The sequence below is a fragment of the Selenomonas sp. WCT3 genome, from assembly GCA_900100835.1.
In the GTDB taxonomy this organism is placed as follows: domain Bacteria; phylum Bacillota; class Negativicutes; order Selenomonadales; family Selenomonadaceae; genus Selenomonas_A; species Selenomonas_A ruminantium_E.
In genome coordinates, this window is sequence record FNCM01000002.1 from 56,179 (window position 1) to 73,037 (window position 16,859).

Sequence of the window (16,859 nt, forward strand, 5' to 3'; positions counted from 1 at the left end):
TGTCCTCCCCCATTACTCTTTCTTAGCTACAGCGTAGTTACGCAGACGCGGCTTGATGAGAGAATGCTCGAATTCACGATAGGAAACCTCCGGCTCGTTATTAGCAGCATCGAAGGAAACAACGGTCGTGTACATGAATTTCTCATCATCACGGCCAAAGAATACGAGATCATCATTGCCATCATCCGTCATAGCACGGCCAGTCTCAGCATCGAAATGATACTTGCCGGTCTTCTCATCGAAGGCTTTCTTCTTTGCATCATCCCACTGATCATAGTCGGATTTGAGGACAATCTTCGCATGAGCACCACGGCTCTCGTCACGCAGCAGTGCGGACTTCGTGATGGCCATTGCATAGATAATCATGTTGCGGAGCTGACGAACAAACATTGCTTCCTGGTTTGCCCAGTTGCCATGGTCCGTAACACCGATGTTCTCCCAGCGTTTGAGCAGCTCATGAAGCTCCTTCATGCACTGCGCAAGACCTTTGTTATCACGCTCAACGGAAACATATTTGTACATGATATCGCCGAGCTCATGATGCATCTGATGTGCGTTCTCCGGACCATTCATTGCGCGGATACGGTCGAATTCTTCTACGCACTCTTTGCGAGCTGCCTCGAGCTCTGCTTCCGTAAGCGCATCGCCGAGTTTGCCGCTGCGAGCCAGACGCAGGGATTCCGGACCGGAAATCGTACCGGAGTAGGTTGCCGACAGCAGGGAGTTTGCACCCAGACGGTTAGCACCATGATACTGATAATCGCACTCGCCGGAAGCCATGAGGCCCGGGATGTTCGTATGATGCTCACGGTCAACCCAAATACCGCCCATGGAATAATGGATGGACGGGAAGATTTCCATCGGTACCTTACGCGGGTCTTTACCTACGAAATCATCATACATCTCGAGGATACCGCCGAGTTTGCGCTCGAGGTAATCAGCCGGGATATGGGAAAGGTCGAGGTATACACGGTTCGGGTTCTGCATGCCGAGCCCCATGTGAACGACGACTTTGTAGATAGCACGGGAAGCAACGTCACGCGGAACGAGGTTGCCGTATGCCGGATACATATCCTCGAGGAAGTACCAACGCTCTTTCTCGTGAGTTTCCGGATTTTCGCGGTAAACCCATACACGGCCACCCTCACCACGGCAAGCCTCAGACATCAGGCGGTTTTTATCCGAACCTGGGATTGCCGTCGGATGGATCTGCAGGAATTCCGGGTTACCGATTTCAGCGCCCTGCTGATAAACAGCGGATACTGCCGAACCGTTACAAATCGTGGAAGCCGTGCAACGGCCATATACCTGGCCAGGGCCACCCGTTGCGAGGATAACAACATCAGCCGGGAACGAAACGATTTCGTTGGAATTCATGTTCTGAGCAACGATACCACGGCAGACACCATCTTTGTTCTTGATGATTTTAATGAATTCCCAGAACTCATATTTCTTGACGCCACCCTTGACTTCCCAACGACGAACCTGCTCATCAAGAGCATAGAGGAGCTGCTGACCCGTCGTGGAACCAGCAAATACCGTACGTTTATTTTTCTGACCACCGAAGTTACGGAGATCGAGAACGCCTTCCGCCGTACGCGTGAACGGAACACCCATGCGATCGAACATCTTGACGAGTTTCGGAGCTGCCTCAACCATGCCTTTTACAGCCAGCTGGTCAGCCAGGAAGTCACCGCCGTATACCGTATCATCGAAATGTTCATAAATGGAATCATGCTCACCTTTGGTATCCATGCAAGCATTCATACCACCCTGTGCACACAGGGAATGGGAACGTTTTACCGGGCAGTACGAGAACAGATCTACTTTACCGCCGCCTTCGCAGATTTTCAGCGCAGCCATGAGGCCAGAGAGGCCGCCACCTACGACAATAATCTTATTTTCAGGTTTATTAGCCATTGATTTTCTCCTTTTCTTTGCGATACTTCACTTACATTACGAAGTAGCTGCCCATGAATACCAGCGTAATCAGGCAGAGAAGAGCGCAGAGACCCATGCTGCAGAGACTGACGACGTTCTGGATGCGCGGGCCCTTAGCAATACCCCAAGTCATGCAGAAGGTCGTGATACCATTGCAGAAATGGAAGATTGCAGCGAACATACCAATAATGTAGAGTACAGCGATAATCGGGTTGCCCGTGAACATGCTCTGAAGCAGTTCATAGGAGATCGGCGTACCGCTAATAGCCTTCGTAAAGATACGGAGATCAAATACATGCCAAGCAAGGAAAAAGACCAGGAGCCAAGCCGTCCAGCGCTGGAGCGCGAACTGCCAGTTACGGATGTAACCATAACGGCCCGGGTTGTTGTTTGCCTGACGGCAGATGTAAATACCATAAATAGCATGGAACAGCAGCGGAACCGCAATAGCCCCAACCTCAAGGGCGAGGAAGATCGGTTTCGGGATGAGCTCCATCGTTGCAAGTGCACCATTCAGCACCGGAGCGCCGCCGAGGGCCATCGAGTTGGTGAAGATATGCTCAAAGAGAACCATACCCAGAACCAGGAGACCCACTAAAGAATGCAGACGACGCAGATAAAAAGTTGTGTGAAACATTCTGTACCTCCTAAAATAATTCCAATACTTCTATCAGTAGCCTTTCAGCGTACGATACTTAGCCTGATTCGTCTCGTAAAGGTTGTTACCCTCACAATCGATAACAACGATAGCCGGGAAATCCTCAACCGTAAGAGCAGCTACTGCCTCAGGGCCAAGCTCTGGATATGCGAGGACTTCGTATTTTTTAACCGACTTTGCAATCAGGGCAGCAGCACCACCAACAGCAGCAAAATACGTAACACCGTTTTTCTTCATGGACTCGATAACAGCCTCCGAACGAGAGCCTTTACCAATCATACCTTTGATACCCTGATCGAGCATCGTCGGCGTATAAGCATCCATGCGGCCAGAAGTCGTCGGACCGCAGGAACCGATCGGATCGCCCGGTTTTGCCGGCGTCGGTCCCAGGTAATAGACCATCTGGTTCGTCCAGTCAACCGGCAGCTTCTCGCCACGTGCGAGCGCTTCTGTCATTGCCTTATGAGCTGCATCACGAGCAGCGATAATCGTACCGCTGATCAAGACTGCATCACCAGCATGCAGCTGGCGGGATTTCTCTTCCGTAAACGGAGTCTGAATTTTAATTGGTTCTGCCATTGTTATTCCTCCTATCTCAAATCAAAGCGTACGGGATGCATGACGCATTGCGTGGCAGCAGATCGTTACAGCGACCGGCAAGCCTGCGATATGCGTTGGGCCCCACTCAATATTGACTGCAAGAGCGGAGGTCGAGCCGCCGAGCTGCGGTCCGATACCCGTCTGATTAATGAGATCCAGGAGCTCGCCCTCGAGTTTTGCGTATTCCGGCATCGGATTACGCTCATCAATGGAACGAGTCAGTGCCTTCTTGGAAAGGAGCGCGGCACGGTCCATAGTACCACCGATACCAACACCGACAACCATCGGCGGGCACGGATTCATGCTTGCATGGAGAATGATATCCATAACAGCTTTCTTTACGCCCTCAACGCCATCGGCCGGAACCAGCATCTTAACGCCGGATTTGTTCTCCGAACCAAAGCCTTTCGGTGCAACCGTAATCTTGAGCTTGTCACCCGGAACGATTTTCGTGTAGATAACGCCCGGCGTGTTATCCTTCGTGTTGACACGATTGAACAGCGGCTCCGCAACAACAGATTTGCGCAGATAACCTTCCGTGTAGCCCTTCGAAATACCTTCGTTGACAGCATCCTCCAAGGAACCACCAGTGATATGGAGATCCTGGCCTACTTCGAGGAATACAATCGTCATGCCGGTATCCTGGCAATACGGACGGTCCTCAGCACGGGCAATCTCTGCATTCTTAATAATCTGGTCAAGAACGTTCTGTGCGACCGGAGAAACCTCCGTCTCGCGGCCACGTTTGAGGCCTTCGTAAACGTCTTTCGGCAGATAATAAGCTGCTTCCTTGCACATCTGTGCTACGTTTTCAGTGATTTGTTTTGCGTCGAGTTCTCGCAAAGTAATCCCTCCCATAAATACAACTTATCACACATCTGTAGGTTCATCATAGCACATTTTATTATGCCATTCAAGCACTGTAAAAAGTGCCGCAAACCCGCGTAAATAGTGAATTTCGTTCACTTTTTACTTCACCCAAAAACAGATCTATATGATATACATCACATCACTATACTTATTATCCATCGAGGGAAAAATTCCTGCTGATTTTTATTTTTTTCGTAAAAAATGTATTATTATTTTTTATTTTTTCATGAGAGCAGAATTATATCAGTTTATATCCGTATCAGCTTGACCACGGGCTTCTGTCCCTGTACCAAATCCGCCACCATGAATGAACCACGGCTGGCATCCCGAGGGCGCGCCACGCTGCCAGGATTGAGTACCGTGACCTCGCCAATTGACAAGTCAGCCACATGGGTATGACCATAGACAGCAATGTCAGCCGCCTGCTCACGAGCTGCCAGCACAAGATTCTGGGTAGAAAAGTTCACACCGTAAAGATGTCCGTGGGTCAGCAGGATCCGGTGATCCCCCAAGTCCGCAAGCACGGTATCCTCCAACCGCGACATGGGCCAATCATTATTGCCGGCCACCTTTATGACCGGCAAATCGGTCACCATCTCCAGATATTCTGCATCCATGGCAATATCCCCAGCGAACAGCCACGCTTCCACATCCGCGGCTGCTGGATGCTGCAGCATCACATCCAGCGCATTCGTGTCTCCATGGCTGTCACTTGCAATTCCGATTTTCATTTCAGGTAATCCTCCAACGCCGTGGCTAGTTCCTTCAATGCCTTTCCCCGATGGCTGATAACCTGCTTCTCCTCCAAGGTGAGTTCTGCCATGGTGCGCCCTGGATATTCCACCGGATAGAAATACGGGTCATAGCCGAAACCATTTTCCCCTTTGGCTGTCAGCTTGACCTGCCCATCACAGCGCCCCTCCGCCGTCAAAGTTTTGCCATCGGCCCCAATAAAGGCCAGGGCACAGCGATAATCCGCCGCCGATTCCGCTACCCCTGCCTTCTGTAACTCTTCCACCATCTTTTCGTTATTGGCAGCATCATCGGCATGATAGCCAGCAAAACGAGCCGAGTAGATGCCCGGCGCGCCACCAAGCACCTCGATCTCCAATCCTGAATCATCGGCGATGCAGGCGCAGCCCGTCTGCTGCTGATAAAACGCCGCCTTAATCTTCGCGTTTTCTGCAAAGGATTTGCCATCTTCCACAGCATCCGGCAGCTCGCCAAACTCCGCTAGGGAAACCACTTCCACTGGCAGTTCCTGCAATGCTGCCGCCATTTCCCGCACCTTGCCCTTATTTTTCGTTGCGATTACGATTTTCTGCATATCTTTTCTCCTCATCTCAGCCTTCGCGGCCCACCAGCCATACCAGCTGCCCGCCTAAGATATCCTTTTGGTAGGAAATCAGCTCCCGGCAGCCCTTTTCACCCAAACGGAGCAACTCCGACATCTCCTCATGGGAGAAGGGACGTCCTTCCCCAGTACCTTGAACCTCAACAAAACGGCCATCCCCAGTCATTACCACATTCATATCCACAATGGCCTGGGAATCCTCCTCATAGCAAAGGTCGAGGATCGGTTCATTCTCATGGCTGACACCGACGCTGATAGCTGAAAGAAAATCCTTTACCGGGAAGATATTTCCCTTTTCGTAGAAGGTCGCGCAGGCCTCCACCAAAGCCACAAAAGCACCGGTGATGGAAGCCGTGCGGGTACCGCCATCGGCTTGAATGACATCGCAGTCAATCATGATCGTTCGCTCACCGATTGCCTTGGTATCCACCACTGACCGCAGGCTGCGTCCAATCAGGCGCTCAATCTCCTGAGTGCGCCCCGACTGTTTCCCCCGGACAGCCTCACGCTGAGTGCGCACGCCAGTAGCACTGGGCAGCAGCGAATACTCAGCAGTGACCCAGCCTTCCCCCGTCCCTTTCAAGAAAAAGGGCACTCGGTCTTCCACCGTAGCCGCACAGATTACCTTGGTATTTCCCATTTCAATGAGCACCGACCCTGCCGGGTACTTCTGAAAATGGCGGTGGATGGTGTAGTGACGCAGCTGATCCGCACTGCGGCGGTCGATTCGTTCCATAGAAATTCCTCCTATACATGAAAAGCCTTCCCCGTCAGAGGAAGGCTATAAAATTCCGTCTTAGTTATTTTCCTGATACTGCTTGTAGTTCTTGATGATGCAAATCGGCGTTTTCTGAGATGCATTGCCGAAAGGATTATCAATCAGCAGCTGTGCAGCCTTCGGGCCATCGACTTTATCCGTAACACCGACCACGCGGGAACGCTTGAGGTCATTGACGTCCGCAATCATCGCACCAAAGCAGCCAAGGCGCTGCTGGATTTTCTTTACGACTTCATTCGGCTCGCCCGGACCATAAACGATGCACTTATCGAAAGGAGGCATCGTGCCCGTTACGTCATCAATCATAGCCGTTTCCTTGCCGCCCCAAACATAAAACATGCCGGACTTGCCAAAGATTTTTGCAATAAAGCCTGCAAACAGCGCAAACGCTACGCGCCACTTGCCCTCAACATTCATCAGCGACTGCATGCCATGGGGCGAAGCCAAAGAGCCATAATCCGGAATGAACCGGCAGCAGAACTGTGCTACCCTGCTGATTTTCAGGTCTTCCGGGCGTACATAACGTCCCTGGGTGATAGCTACTACGCTTTCTGCACAGCAAAGCAGGTCATTTTCACCAATCTTATCTTTCGTATAGCGTTCAATCGCATCAACGATGTCATCTTTCTCAGTCAGGATGCGCGTCGGCACCGGGATGAGTTCTAATTCTTCTGCCATTGTTTCGTGCCTCCTTAGTCCTGTACCAGCTGGACGTCTGCCAACTTGGCAATCTCTTCAGCAGTAAATACCAAACGGATTTTGCGGTAATGCCACGGCGTACGGCCCGTCTCCATCCAAATAAAGTCAACCGGTAGGTCAACCATATGCGAAAGGGCCTCATTAAGGCTCATACCCTTGCGCGGCGTCAATTTGACCTTGGCGTAAATGTTCAGCTTATCTTCGCCATGGGCATCGCCTTTTTTCTGAATCAGGACAGCCTCGAAATACTCATCCTCGCGGGGCTCACCCTCGCGTTCTGCAATACCTTTGACCGCGATTCCATCATACTGCTCATAGGGCAGCTGGATGTGGTTAATGGCATCCATGATGGTTGCGCACTGCTTGCCTTCATTATAGAAGTTCAGTTTTTTCGACAGCACGATGCTGTTTTCATCCTGAGACTCCACAACCACCGGCGCACTCGTATCCACACGAATGTCCTCCTTACCTGCAACAGCCAGGTAAAGGTTAGCTGCTACTACGGCCAGTACAATCAGACCAACAATAACGTATACGATTGTCACAATTATTCCTCCCTAGAAATCCATTAGTTATTTCGACGACAAAGCCTTCTCTTTCGCCATTGCCGCCGCTAATATCCGATAGTATTTTTCCGGCAGACGGGTTATATGTCCAGTTTCCTTGCTGGTAAACACATTCTGGGAATGACCAGTCACCATAACCTCGCCATCGGCTTTGCGGATAATCCGGTAATCAAAGGCCATCTTAGCCTTGGTAAGCGCCGTAGGTGTCGTCTCAATCAAGACAACATCATCGAATCGCCCCGGCGAAACATACTTCGCCCGTACATCCGTAATGGGAAATACGAAACCATCATCCATCAGCTCCCCCAACGTAATGCCGATAGAGCGCAGATATTCCACCCGGCCGATTTCAAACCAGCGGATATAATTGGAATGATGAACTACAGCCATCGCATCCGTATCGTAAAAATTCACGTGATGTTCCGTAATGACCGGCATGCAATCCCTCCCGACGGAAATCTTATTTCCTTAATTACTTACAAAATACAATGTATAGCCTAGAACAAATACTGCCTAAAGTCAAGTCAAATCCTATACATCTTCTCCAACCGCTTCAGATAACTCTGCAGCCGGGAAAGTTCCCTATCCTCCTCAACCAGACGTCCGGAATAATAATACTCCACCGATGGGCGATTCTGTTCCAGCTGATTGCGTTCCTTCAGGCGGCGGATAAGCTCCCGGACTGTTCCTTCGTTGCCATCCACAAACTGCACATTATCCGGCAGCAATTTCCGCATCGTATCCTTAAAATAGTTAAAATGGGTACACCCCAGCACCAGTGCCGAATACTGCGAAAAGTCAAAGCCTGCAAATTGACCGGTCAAATAATCGGTCACAGCCTGGGATTCAAACTCCTGCCGCTCAGCAAACTCCACCAGCCCTGGCAGTGCCAGCCTATCCACCAGATGGTCCTTGTCCACCTTTTCAATGAGCAGTTCCATCTTGCGGCCCTTTACGGTAATGGGCGTTGCCGTCACCAAGACCCGATGCTCCCCATCCATATCCAACGCCTTTTTGGCCGCTGGTTCCATGCCAATGATCGGAATATCATAACGGCGGCGCATTTCTGCCACAGCCACCGAAGTTGCGGTATTGCAAGCCGTAACAATTGCCTTAACATCCTTCGTCATGAGGAAGTCAAAAGCTTCGGCCACATAATCACGAACCTGCTGCTTGCTCTTCGTTCCATAGGGAACATGGTCTTCATCAGCAAAGAATACAAACTGTTCATGGGGCAGAACCTTCATGGCGTGATGGAGCACCGACAAGCCGCCAACTCCCGAATCAAAAAATGCGATTTTCATGCACTCAGCTCCTAAACGCATTAGTCCTTACGAAAATAATTCAAAGGCTATTATAACAGTCCCCTTGCCATTTGACAAGGCATCCTGCGACCTGCTATAATATATCTGTTCACTATGGAGAGGTACTCAAGTGGTTGAAGAGTCCGGTCTTGAAAACCGGTAGGCTGTAACAGGTGCGTGGGTTCGAATCCCACCCTCTCCGCCATATAAATACATGGAGTGGTACTCAAGAGGCTGAAGAGGACGGTTTGCTAAATCGTTAGGCTGGGTAACCGGTGCGGAGGTTCGAATCCTCTCCACTCCGCCATACGAAATGTAACGCCAGGTTTTAAACCTGGCGTTTTTTGTTTATCCTTATTCTAATGATGACAATTGATAATACTTACCCCCCAGGATAAGTTCCACCTTACCAGCTTGTATGAGCAAACAAAATACGACGACTGCAATCCATAAGCAATTGGAACAACAAAACAATCAACAAGCCGCCACAGAGCACATTAAGCGTAACTACCCCATGGTTCACAATAACCTTATCGATAACAACTTGTGTAACCAGCGGCAAAACGACCCCCAGTGCCTGGAAAACACCTGCCGCCAGAAATATTTTCATCATATGTCACCATTCCTTCCAATGAGTTTATTACACTACACTTTCATCAATCTGCTACAATAGCCTCTTACTTATCAACGACGCATTGCTGGCCCAACGCCAGTCAGCCAAGATAAATCAACATGCCAACAATTCCACACCAATATTTGTATTATTATCAATAACATACCGACAATAATTATTCCCCCAATTACATATAACCCTTCTTTTTGAAATTCTTTTTCTGACAATTTCTCAGGATTTCCTAGCAAAAAATACTGACCACATCTATACAACCATTCCCCTCCCATACCACCAAACAAAATCCCGAACAATTTAAATGGCTGAACTCCCAGTATTCCCTGCCTTAAAAAATACGACCAGTAATTCCAAAATAATATAAGATATGCTATTGTAAAACAAAAACCATATGAACGTTTCCGAGAACAAAGCATCCATAGTTTACCGCGATCAATCATAGCATCCGTAAGCTTCTTTTTTTCATTAAGCCAATCAATTAGATTCATCATTATGTTTTTCTCCCAATCGCTCCGTCATTGTTTTATATTGGTCAGTCACTAAACTATATATATTCTTGCCTACTCCTTAGCAGAAGATAATTTATCATAATCAGTAACTACATCCTCCCCAACTTTAAATGCAGGTGTTAGCACTTATAACTTAGCAATTAATTCATCATAACCAAACACCCCCAAAAACATCCTTATCAAATGATAGTTCGTATAATACTATAGCTTGACAATCATAAGCAATATAATCCATATGAAGGCACAAAAAAACTCCCCATAAGCAATCTTTCGATTTTGTGGCCACGCCAAAGCACCGAAGACGAGAAAAACCAACGACAAAGATCCACATATAATATAATCACTGGCATCAGCACTAATAATTCCCTGATTAAATAAAACTCCCGCAATCAAGCCAACCATAACTATAACGAACCAAAAATATACCAACACCGATGACACTCTTCTAACCACAAAACAGAATAATATTCCTAAAAATGCCAAGCATATACACATAAATATCGTTTGATTTTCTGTTGATAAATATTGACACAATCCCATCGCTATAAAAACCACGCTAGAAATCAATTTTTTATCATTATTCATTATTTATCCACCTTATCGATACCATTTTTAAGATTTTGCTCCCATAACAACAGAGCAACCAAAAGCCAAGGCTCCCATCACTGCTGTTGGAGCGATCAGATACGAAACAAGAACTCCTACCCCAAAAGTTACGCTCCATCCTACTAAAAAGCACCAGTATCAATAGCCATAGTTTTTGCACAATTGCCCCCTTGATAATTATAAAAATCACCCTATATACTTTTCCCCGGTCATAGCCGTTCCTACCAATCCAAAAATTTCCCCCAAAGTTTTAGCTACCTGATACGTTTGATGTATCCCCGGATAATCTGTTACCATTAAATTTCGCTTTGTCCACTCTATTGCATCATCTCCCCCACTCTCTAACATCTCATTACTAATTACATCTTATATCGATTTATAAATAACCATGATCAAAATAGTAGAAAACAGACCAATCCACATCTTATAAGACATTGACCTGCAATCTTTCCACGAAAATATTGCCACCCGAAAAAAAAACATTATAAACGGCACACATAAAAGATATACTTTCAAATCATTATTCATATTTAGAAATACGCCTGCCACTCCGCCAATTGCTATCAATATAATAGATCCAAAAACCCACACTACTATCCATGGCATTCCATCCCGAATATGACGTACTAAAAATATAAATATACTCAGCGCACATATTGCCATTATATAAGCTAGAATATCCGCCGATATATACTTTCCTATTGCACAGGTTATAACAGCTACCCATGGTATCCACTCTCTAGTATTATTCATTTATTATCCTCCTTAGGGATTGAATCTTTCAGCGAGTTAGCTATCATAGTTACTCCTGCACCGAGAAGGACTGTTCCTCCAAAAACCAAAGCTGTCGGAACTGCAAAAAAAGAAGCAAAATATGTCAAACCAGCTGCCGCACCCCAGAACCCTGTCGATTGTTCTTTGATATCATCTATCGCTGTACTAGCAACATTTTTTGCCTCATCAGTTAATTTCTCTGCACTTTCTACCGTATGTTCTATTGCATTACTAGCATATTTTTCCCCGTATCTACCATTTCCCCAGCCTTATCAGCAACCTTACTTGCGATATCACTAACATATTCATAAGCAGCTTCCATTGTCTCACCAACATTGTCAGCCGCCTTATCTATCGTATCGCTGACATAGTCTTTGGCTTCGCTTGCCCAATCACTAACCTTATCAACCGTTTGACTCAACATATCACTAGCGTACGTTTTACCAGCCTCAATGTATCCCGAAACTTCATCGGAAACAGATATGTCATCTAAGATATATTAGATTTATCATTACGTTTTTCTCCCAATTGGTCAATGATTAATATTCTAGAGTCATCAATCTACCAATATAATATTAATCATATTCTAGGTCCGGTTCTATTCCCGTAATCCATACCAAATTTACATTAAAATATAACTCAAGCATACCTTGTATTACCGCTATTATAACGATAAGCAAAAACATCATAATACATAATCGAAACAAACTACTTTGAAACTGTCGTCCCGATAAATTTAAAGGATTACCTCGTTTATAATACTGAATACTCCTATATAAGTACTCACCAATAAATCCCCCTAAAAGAACACCAAATAATTTAAATGGCTGAAGGCCCAAACAACCAAATTTTTCCTCTATCTATTCTGAAATCAAGTCTTTGCCTTAATTTTGAGCACTTATCAATCAGTTGCATTATCATTCCTCTTTTCCATTTGTTCCATCATGCCCTTATATTGATCCGACACAGCTGTATACAAATTTTTAGCAACACCTATTCCATCGACTACTGTATTCATTTTCGTAATCTCGTGTATTGCTAATTTACCTAAATCTTTACGCACGCCATTAAAACTTAACGCATATTCCTGCATATCATACAACTCATCGGCAGTTTGTTTACTCCCCCCCAAGGCTTCTGCTACATTTTCATAGCCTGATTCCAACGGATTCCATGCATAATTAGGATCATCCTTTACTGCCGATATTACCTCTCCCACACCATATACAAAGTTATTAGCCCCATCTGCAGCTGTTAACCCTGCTGGTATTGTTGCCAATCCACCACTTGCACCAATTGCTACTAAGCCTCCTGTCATTTGAACGAACCCTGTCCCAGCATCATATATGACTACTATTGTCAATGCATATTTTCCAATCTATATTGAGGTGGAATCATATATTCGTATTTCTGATATTCCTCTGGCCACCAATAAATATAAAACAACATAGTTATCGCCGCTACAATAAAAAATAATTTTCTATATCTATACCACTTCGGGATATCCATCCCCTTTGCCTTTCTTCGCAATTCATCTATATACAATCCTCCCCCCCAAGAAAAAAGTGAAATAGCTAATATCATACACGCATACCCATAATCATATGTCATCAAAGATGCTTCTAAAGTTGATATCATCAACAGCGAAAAGGACAATGCCAATGACCTCAATCGCCACTTCCGTAAAAACAAGGTAATTAATAGCCATACGATACTAACAAGAAAGCTCATAACCAAACATAAACTTATCATTGCATACGTCCAATGTGTCATTTATTCATCATCCTTCTCATCCACATCATGTCCAGTAATCACATCCTCAACAGCTTCAAATGCCGTTATTGCTAATCATAACTTAGAAATTATTCCCATCAATATAATTATAACCGCACTTCCAAAAAACTTATACGAAATATCCCTATATTGATCCCATGATAAAATTCCCGCCCCCAGAAATTCTCCTAATAATAATGAAAACAAAAAACTTATACCAGTATCTCTGCTAACAACCCCAAACTCTAACACGATAACATTTATCGCAATTAACAAAGACATAACAATCAACCAAATCATTATACGTGGCCATTTATATTTCCTGAAAAGGAACAACGGCAGCAATAAACAGGCTATACCTATCGATAATAATATAACCATTTGTTTAGGCAGTAAATATTGACCTATCGCACAAGATGCCATCCCAACTCCAATAATCCATGCCTTATTCTTTGGTTTCATTATCTTTATCCCCTACCTTTTTATAGAAATAAATAGGACATTGAATTCTTTATGATGACCAATTTATCACCAATAAAAGCATTATACAAAATGCTCCCACCCATGCTTTATAAGAAACTGATTTGCATTTTCTAAAAGAAAGCATCCCTAAACCAACGAAATAAATAAACATTGGTATAAATATAGCATTTACTATCATATCACTACCTAAATTAAAAGCCGCCGCTACAACACCGCCAATTCCTGAGATCATAAGCAAACCAAATACCCATACTACTATTAATGGCATACCATCGTTAATATACCGTATCAAAAATACAGCTATCATAATTATACATACCGTCATTACTCCTATTAAAAAATTTGTTGATATATAATGTCCTATCCCATAGGATATTATAGCCACCAACGGTAAATATTTTTTTCACTTTTCATCATTTATTCTTCCTAGTAATCTTATCTTTTAATGACTCAGAGCCTAACAATACCATCGCCCCAGCTAATACTGTTACTCCAAAAATAACAACTGTCGGAACCGCAAAAAAGATGCGACATATGCCACACCAGCTGTTACCATCCATCCTCCTATAAATGCTCCAGTATCAATCATCATAGTTTTCGCACAATTCACACCTTGATAATTATGCCAATCATCATATAAACTTTTTCCAGTCATAACAGTACTTACCAAGCCAAAGGTTTTCCCCCATGTTTTAGTTGCCTGATACGTTTGATGAATTCCCGGATAATCGGTTGCCATAAAAGTTCGGTTTGTCCAAATCATTGCTTTATTGGCAGACGCATCTCCCACCTTCTATTACCCTATACCTAAATTCTAAATAAACTCTATAAATATCATTAACTTTTTCTTATCCTACCTTGATGAACATAAAAAAACCTCCTGTCCAGGAATAATCCTGAACAGGAGGTTTAAAAATCACTTTTTTCTTGTCTTAGTCTTCATCCACTGCCGGAACCATGTCCTCTGCCGTCAGCGTACCAGCTTTTGCCCGTTTGGCAAATTCAGCCGTAGCGGTGAACAGTACATCGCTGGAACTGTTGAGTGCTGTTTCACAGGAATCCTGCAACACGCCAATGATAAAGCCAACACCAACGACCTGCATAGCAATGTCGTTACCGATACCAAACGACGAGCAGGCTACCGGGATGAGCAGCAGTGAGCCACCAGCGACACCGGACGCACCACAGGCACCAACCGTCGCGATAATGCAGAGCAAGAGTGCCGTCGGCATATCAATATCAATGCCCAACGTATGAGCGGCTGCCAGCGATAAGACCGCAATGGTGATTGCAGCGCCGCTCATGTTAATCGTTGCTCCCAGCGGAATGGAAATCGAATAGGTATCTTCATCGAGATGCAGCCGTTTGCAAAGCGAAAGGTTAACCGGGATATTCGCTGCCGAACTGCGCGTAAAGAATGCATAGATACCGCTTTCACGCAGCGTCGTCCAAACCAACGGGAACGGATTGCGGTGAATATGTGCATAAACGATTAGCGGATTCATGATAAGGGCTACCGAGAAGAATGCACCGAGCAGAACCCCCAGCAGCTGGACATAACCCAAAAGCGCGCCGAGGCCACTTTCTCCAATCGCATTAGCCACGAGTCCCATGATGCCAAACGGCGCAAAGCGGATAACCCACTGAACGATTTTCGTTACCGTTTTCGCCAAATCGTTAATCATGACTTTCGTGGTATCCGAAGCATTATGCAAAGCCAGACCGCAAAGAACGCCCCAAGCCAAAATACCGATGTAGTTCGCCGAAGCGATTGCATGAATCGGATTGTCCACCACACTCAAAATCAAGTTATGTAAGACTTCCAGGATGCCGCTCGGTGGAGCGAGCTTGGCGTCTGCCATCTGCAGCTGCAGGCTGGTCGGGAAGGCAAACGAGAAACCAACCGCTACCAGCGATGCCAGGAACGTAGCAATCACATAGAGCTTGACAATCGGGCGCATCGAGGCGCTGGCATCGGCGTTTTTCTGGGCCATCGCATTCATGACCAGCACAAACACGAGAATCGGCGCCACCCCTTTGAGGGCCCGTACAAAGAGGTCACCGAAAATAGAAATCACGGGGACCGTCTGCGGTGCAAATACCGCTAGGATAATACCAATAACCAAGCCAACGGCAATGAGTTTAATCAGTGCCGTCTCTTGGTACTTCCTGCCAATCTTTTTTAACTGATTAGACATGCTAACCATCTCCTTTACAACCTTTTACAAAACAACGCGAATCCGTCCGCGCAATAAGTACATGTGTTAGTATATACTAAACTTTACAATCTTGCAACATATTTTAGTAAAAATGTTTTTCTCCGGTGAACCATTTATGTCAGGTACAAACTGAGACGAATATATTTGTAAAATGTCTATATACAAGAGACGTTATTATTATTTAGTTTTCTTTCAGCTCATTTATGTAGCGTTTTACCGCATCCTGCCACTGGGGAAGGCGTTTGAAGCCCGCTTTATCCAGACATGCCTTGCTCATGCGGGAATTTTTCGGACGCACTGCCTTGGTGGGATACGCTGACGAGGGGACCGGCGTAACCTTTACGTCCTTTCCTGCCAAGCGGAAGGTTTCCGCTGCCAGTTCCGCCCAGGAGCAGACACCTTCATTGGTCGCATGATAAACACCGTATTTATCGCTCTGCACCATATCTGCCAGCAGGCACGCCAAATCATAGGTGTAGGTGGGGGAACCAATCTGGTCATCCACCACAGTGAGTTCTTTATGATTTTCTGCCAGCTTTAGCATCGTACGGATAAAGTTCTTGCCGTTGATGCCAAACACCCAGGAAATGCGAACGATAAAGTATTCCTCCAGCAAATCCAATACCGCTTCTTCCCCATGAAGTTTCGAACGGCCATAAGCATTGCAAGGGGCTTTGCTATCATCCGGTTCATAGTAATCCTCCCCTGTTCCGGGGAACACGTAATCCGTACTGATGTAGACCATCTTGCACGCCAGCTCCCGGCAGAGTTCCGCCAGATAGCGTGTACCTTCGGCATTGATGGCCTCACAAAGTTCCGGTTCATCCTCGGCTTTGTCCACGGCTGTATAAGCCGCACAGTGAATCACGGCATCAGGACGGTAAGCCTCCATATACTCCCGCATTCCCACCGGATCGGTCAAGGAAAAATCACGGCTGGATACCCCACGCACCTCCAAGCCGCGCTGTTCTAATTCCCGGACACAGTCAAAACCTAACTGTCCCGTCACCCCCGTAACCAAAACCTTCATCTCTATACATCCTTTCTCTCATCTCTACATACAAATATGTCTCTCCCCTATCCGGGAGAGACATATC

Annotated in this window: 22 protein-coding genes and 2 tRNA genes; 2 read left to right on the forward strand and 22 right to left on the reverse strand. The window is 45.9% G+C overall.

Translation table 11 applies throughout. The features are described 5' to 3' along the window. Positions 1-12: 12 nt before the first annotated feature. The 11 genes from sdhA to murI form a co-directional block, all read right to left on the reverse strand. Positions 13-1,920, reverse strand: coding sequence for a succinate dehydrogenase flavoprotein subunit (sdhA, locus tag BLQ36_RS01920; RefSeq protein WP_033169999.1), 1,908 nt, complete (start codon positions 1,918-1,920; stop codon positions 13-15). Between the two features lie 31 nt (positions 1,921-1,951). Next, positions 1,952-2,578 carry a succinate dehydrogenase gene (locus BLQ36_RS01925; RefSeq protein ID WP_074513729.1) on the reverse strand — a complete coding sequence of 209 codons (627 nt, stop codon included), beginning with the start codon at positions 2,576-2,578 and terminating at the stop codon, positions 1,952-1,954. A gap of 33 nt (positions 2,579-2,611) precedes the next feature. Further along, the gene (locus tag BLQ36_RS01930) at positions 2,612-3,178 is read right to left on the reverse strand and encodes a Fe-S-containing hydro-lyase (protein WP_033170001.1); all 567 of its coding nucleotides are present in this window, start codon (positions 3,176-3,178) and stop codon (positions 2,612-2,614) included. A 21-nt stretch (positions 3,179-3,199) separates the two neighbouring features. Beyond that, complete coding sequence (locus tag BLQ36_RS01935) at positions 3,200-4,042, reverse strand: fumarate hydratase (RefSeq protein ID WP_033170002.1); 843 nt, start codon at positions 4,040-4,042, stop codon at positions 3,200-3,202. A 275-nt stretch (positions 4,043-4,317) separates the two neighbouring features. Continuing rightward, entirely contained in the window at positions 4,318-4,800 is a 483-nt protein-coding gene (locus BLQ36_RS01940) for a metallophosphoesterase family protein (RefSeq protein WP_074513730.1), read from the reverse strand. Continuing rightward, entirely contained in the window at positions 4,797-5,396 is a 600-nt protein-coding gene (locus tag BLQ36_RS01945) for an XTP/dITP diphosphatase (RefSeq protein ID WP_074513731.1), read from the reverse strand. Before BLQ36_RS01945 ends, BLQ36_RS01940 begins: the two co-directional genes overlap by 4 nt. Before the next feature lie 16 nt (positions 5,397-5,412). Further along, the gene (gene rph, locus BLQ36_RS01950; RefSeq protein ID WP_074513732.1) at positions 5,413-6,159 is read right to left on the reverse strand and encodes a ribonuclease PH; all 747 of its coding nucleotides are present in this window, start codon (positions 6,157-6,159) and stop codon (positions 5,413-5,415) included. A 60-nt stretch (positions 6,160-6,219) separates the two neighbouring features. Then, positions 6,220-6,879, reverse strand: coding sequence for a coenzyme F420-0:L-glutamate ligase (locus tag BLQ36_RS01955; protein WP_074513733.1), 660 nt, complete (start codon positions 6,877-6,879; stop codon positions 6,220-6,222). A gap of 14 nt (positions 6,880-6,893) precedes the next feature. Continuing rightward, positions 6,894-7,445 (reverse strand): hypothetical protein, encoded by a 552-nt coding sequence (locus BLQ36_RS01960; protein ID WP_074513734.1) that lies wholly within the window; start codon positions 7,443-7,445, stop codon positions 6,894-6,896. 27 nt (positions 7,446-7,472) lie between these two features. Then, the gene (locus BLQ36_RS01965; RefSeq protein WP_074513735.1) at positions 7,473-7,904 is read right to left on the reverse strand and encodes an acyl-CoA thioesterase; all 432 of its coding nucleotides are present in this window, start codon (positions 7,902-7,904) and stop codon (positions 7,473-7,475) included. A gap of 86 nt (positions 7,905-7,990) precedes the next feature. Further along, on the reverse strand, positions 7,991-8,770 hold the full coding sequence (gene murI, locus BLQ36_RS01970; protein ID WP_074513736.1) for a glutamate racemase: 780 nt from the start codon (positions 8,768-8,770) through the stop codon (positions 7,991-7,993). Between the two features lie 116 nt (positions 8,771-8,886). Between murI and BLQ36_RS01975 the strand changes: the two genes are divergently transcribed. Together BLQ36_RS01975 and BLQ36_RS01980 are read left to right on the forward strand one after the other, a co-directional pair. Continuing rightward, a tRNA-Ser gene (locus BLQ36_RS01975) sits at positions 8,887-8,975 on the forward strand. 11 nt (positions 8,976-8,986) lie between these two features. Beyond that, a tRNA-Ser gene (locus BLQ36_RS01980) sits at positions 8,987-9,077 on the forward strand. 99 nt (positions 9,078-9,176) lie between these two features. On the opposite strand, the gene BLQ36_RS01985 is transcribed toward BLQ36_RS01980, so the two are convergent. From BLQ36_RS01985 to rfbD, 11 genes are all read right to left on the reverse strand, one after another. Beyond that, the gene (locus BLQ36_RS01985; protein ID WP_074513737.1) at positions 9,177-9,383 is read right to left on the reverse strand and encodes a hypothetical protein; all 207 of its coding nucleotides are present in this window, start codon (positions 9,381-9,383) and stop codon (positions 9,177-9,179) included. A 71-nt stretch (positions 9,384-9,454) separates the two neighbouring features. After that, positions 9,455-9,889: a hypothetical protein gene (locus BLQ36_RS01990; RefSeq protein ID WP_074513738.1), complete on the reverse strand. Its 435-nt coding sequence runs from the start codon at positions 9,887-9,889 to the stop codon at positions 9,455-9,457. A 219-nt stretch (positions 9,890-10,108) separates the two neighbouring features. Further along, the gene (locus BLQ36_RS01995; protein WP_074513739.1) at positions 10,109-10,492 is read right to left on the reverse strand and encodes a hypothetical protein; all 384 of its coding nucleotides are present in this window, start codon (positions 10,490-10,492) and stop codon (positions 10,109-10,111) included. Positions 10,493-10,879: 387 nt separating this feature from the next. Beyond that, complete coding sequence (locus BLQ36_RS02000; RefSeq protein WP_074513740.1) at positions 10,880-11,266, reverse strand: hypothetical protein; 387 nt, start codon at positions 11,264-11,266, stop codon at positions 10,880-10,882. A gap of 241 nt (positions 11,267-11,507) precedes the next feature. Continuing rightward, positions 11,508-11,711, reverse strand: a complete 204-nt coding sequence (locus tag BLQ36_RS02005) for a hypothetical protein (RefSeq protein WP_074513741.1) — start codon at positions 11,709-11,711, stop codon at positions 11,508-11,510. A 477-nt stretch (positions 11,712-12,188) separates the two neighbouring features. Then, positions 12,189-12,650, reverse strand: coding sequence for a DUF4225 domain-containing protein (locus BLQ36_RS02015; RefSeq protein ID WP_074513743.1), 462 nt, complete (start codon positions 12,648-12,650; stop codon positions 12,189-12,191). A gap of 485 nt (positions 12,651-13,135) precedes the next feature. After that, positions 13,136-13,522: a hypothetical protein gene (locus tag BLQ36_RS02025; RefSeq protein ID WP_074513745.1), complete on the reverse strand. Its 387-nt coding sequence runs from the start codon at positions 13,520-13,522 to the stop codon at positions 13,136-13,138. Positions 13,523-13,571: 49 nt separating this feature from the next. After that, positions 13,572-13,868: a hypothetical protein gene (locus tag BLQ36_RS02030; protein ID WP_143558654.1), complete on the reverse strand. Its 297-nt coding sequence runs from the start codon at positions 13,866-13,868 to the stop codon at positions 13,572-13,574. Positions 13,869-14,030: 162 nt separating this feature from the next. Further along, positions 14,031-14,333 (reverse strand): hypothetical protein, encoded by a 303-nt coding sequence (locus tag BLQ36_RS02035; protein ID WP_143558655.1) that lies wholly within the window; start codon positions 14,331-14,333, stop codon positions 14,031-14,033. 142 nt (positions 14,334-14,475) lie between these two features. Next, a complete protein-coding gene (gene sstT / locus BLQ36_RS02040) occupies positions 14,476-15,741 on the reverse strand; it encodes a serine/threonine transporter SstT (protein ID WP_081342184.1) in 1,266 nt (421 codons plus the stop codon). 202 nt (positions 15,742-15,943) lie between these two features. Beyond that, entirely contained in the window at positions 15,944-16,792 is an 849-nt protein-coding gene (gene rfbD, locus BLQ36_RS02045; protein WP_074513749.1) for a dTDP-4-dehydrorhamnose reductase, read from the reverse strand. Positions 16,793-16,859 lie beyond the last annotated feature (67 nt).

Bases quoted from the DNA above. Each gene is read 5' to 3' on its own strand.
- rfbD (WP_074513749.1), bottom strand. From the start codon at position 16,792: ATGAAGGTTTTGGTTACGGGGGTGACGGGACAGTTAGGTTTTGACTGT.
- BLQ36_RS01955 (WP_074513733.1), bottom strand. From the start codon at position 6,879: ATGGCAGAAGAATTAGAACTCATCCCGGTGCCGACGCGCATCCTGACT.
- sdhA (WP_033169999.1), bottom strand. From the start codon at position 1,920: ATGGCTAATAAACCTGAAAATAAGATTATTGTCGTAGGTGGCGGCCTC.
- murI (WP_074513736.1), bottom strand. From the start codon at position 8,770: ATGAAAATCGCATTTTTTGATTCGGGAGTTGGCGGCTTGTCGGTGCTC.
- BLQ36_RS01930 (WP_033170001.1), bottom strand. From the start codon at position 3,178: ATGGCAGAACCAATTAAAATTCAGACTCCGTTTACGGAAGAGAAATCC.
- BLQ36_RS01990 (WP_074513738.1), bottom strand. From the start codon at position 9,889: ATGATGAATCTAATTGATTGGCTTAATGAAAAAAAGAAGCTTACGGAT.
- BLQ36_RS01945 (WP_074513731.1), bottom strand. From the start codon at position 5,396: ATGCAGAAAATCGTAATCGCAACGAAAAATAAGGGCAAGGTGCGGGAA.
- BLQ36_RS01995 (WP_074513739.1), bottom strand. From the start codon at position 10,492: ATGAATAATGATAAAAAATTGATTTCTAGCGTGGTTTTTATAGCGATG.
- BLQ36_RS01985 (WP_074513737.1), bottom strand. From the start codon at position 9,383: ATGATGAAAATATTTCTGGCGGCAGGTGTTTTCCAGGCACTGGGGGTC.
- BLQ36_RS02025 (WP_074513745.1), bottom strand. From the start codon at position 13,522: ATGAAACCAAAGAATAAGGCATGGATTATTGGAGTTGGGATGGCATCT.
- BLQ36_RS02000 (WP_074513740.1), bottom strand. From the start codon at position 11,266: ATGAATAATACTAGAGAGTGGATACCATGGGTAGCTGTTATAACCTGT.
- BLQ36_RS02030 (WP_143558654.1), bottom strand. From the start codon at position 13,868: ATGACGGTATGTATAATTATGATAGCTGTATTTTTGATACGGTATATT.
- BLQ36_RS01925 (WP_074513729.1), bottom strand. From the start codon at position 2,578: ATGTTTCACACAACTTTTTATCTGCGTCGTCTGCATTCTTTAGTGGGT.
- BLQ36_RS01940 (WP_074513730.1), bottom strand. From the start codon at position 4,800: ATGAAAATCGGAATTGCAAGTGACAGCCATGGAGACACGAATGCGCTG.
- sstT (WP_081342184.1), bottom strand. From the start codon at position 15,741: ATGTCTAATCAGTTAAAAAAGATTGGCAGGAAGTACCAAGAGACGGCA.
- rph (WP_074513732.1), bottom strand. From the start codon at position 6,159: ATGGAACGAATCGACCGCCGCAGTGCGGATCAGCTGCGTCACTACACC.
- BLQ36_RS01965 (WP_074513735.1), bottom strand. From the start codon at position 7,904: ATGCCGGTCATTACGGAACATCACGTGAATTTTTACGATACGGATGCG.
- BLQ36_RS02005 (WP_074513741.1), bottom strand. From the start codon at position 11,711: ATGTTGAGTCAAACGGTTGATAAGGTTAGTGATTGGGCAAGCGAAGCC.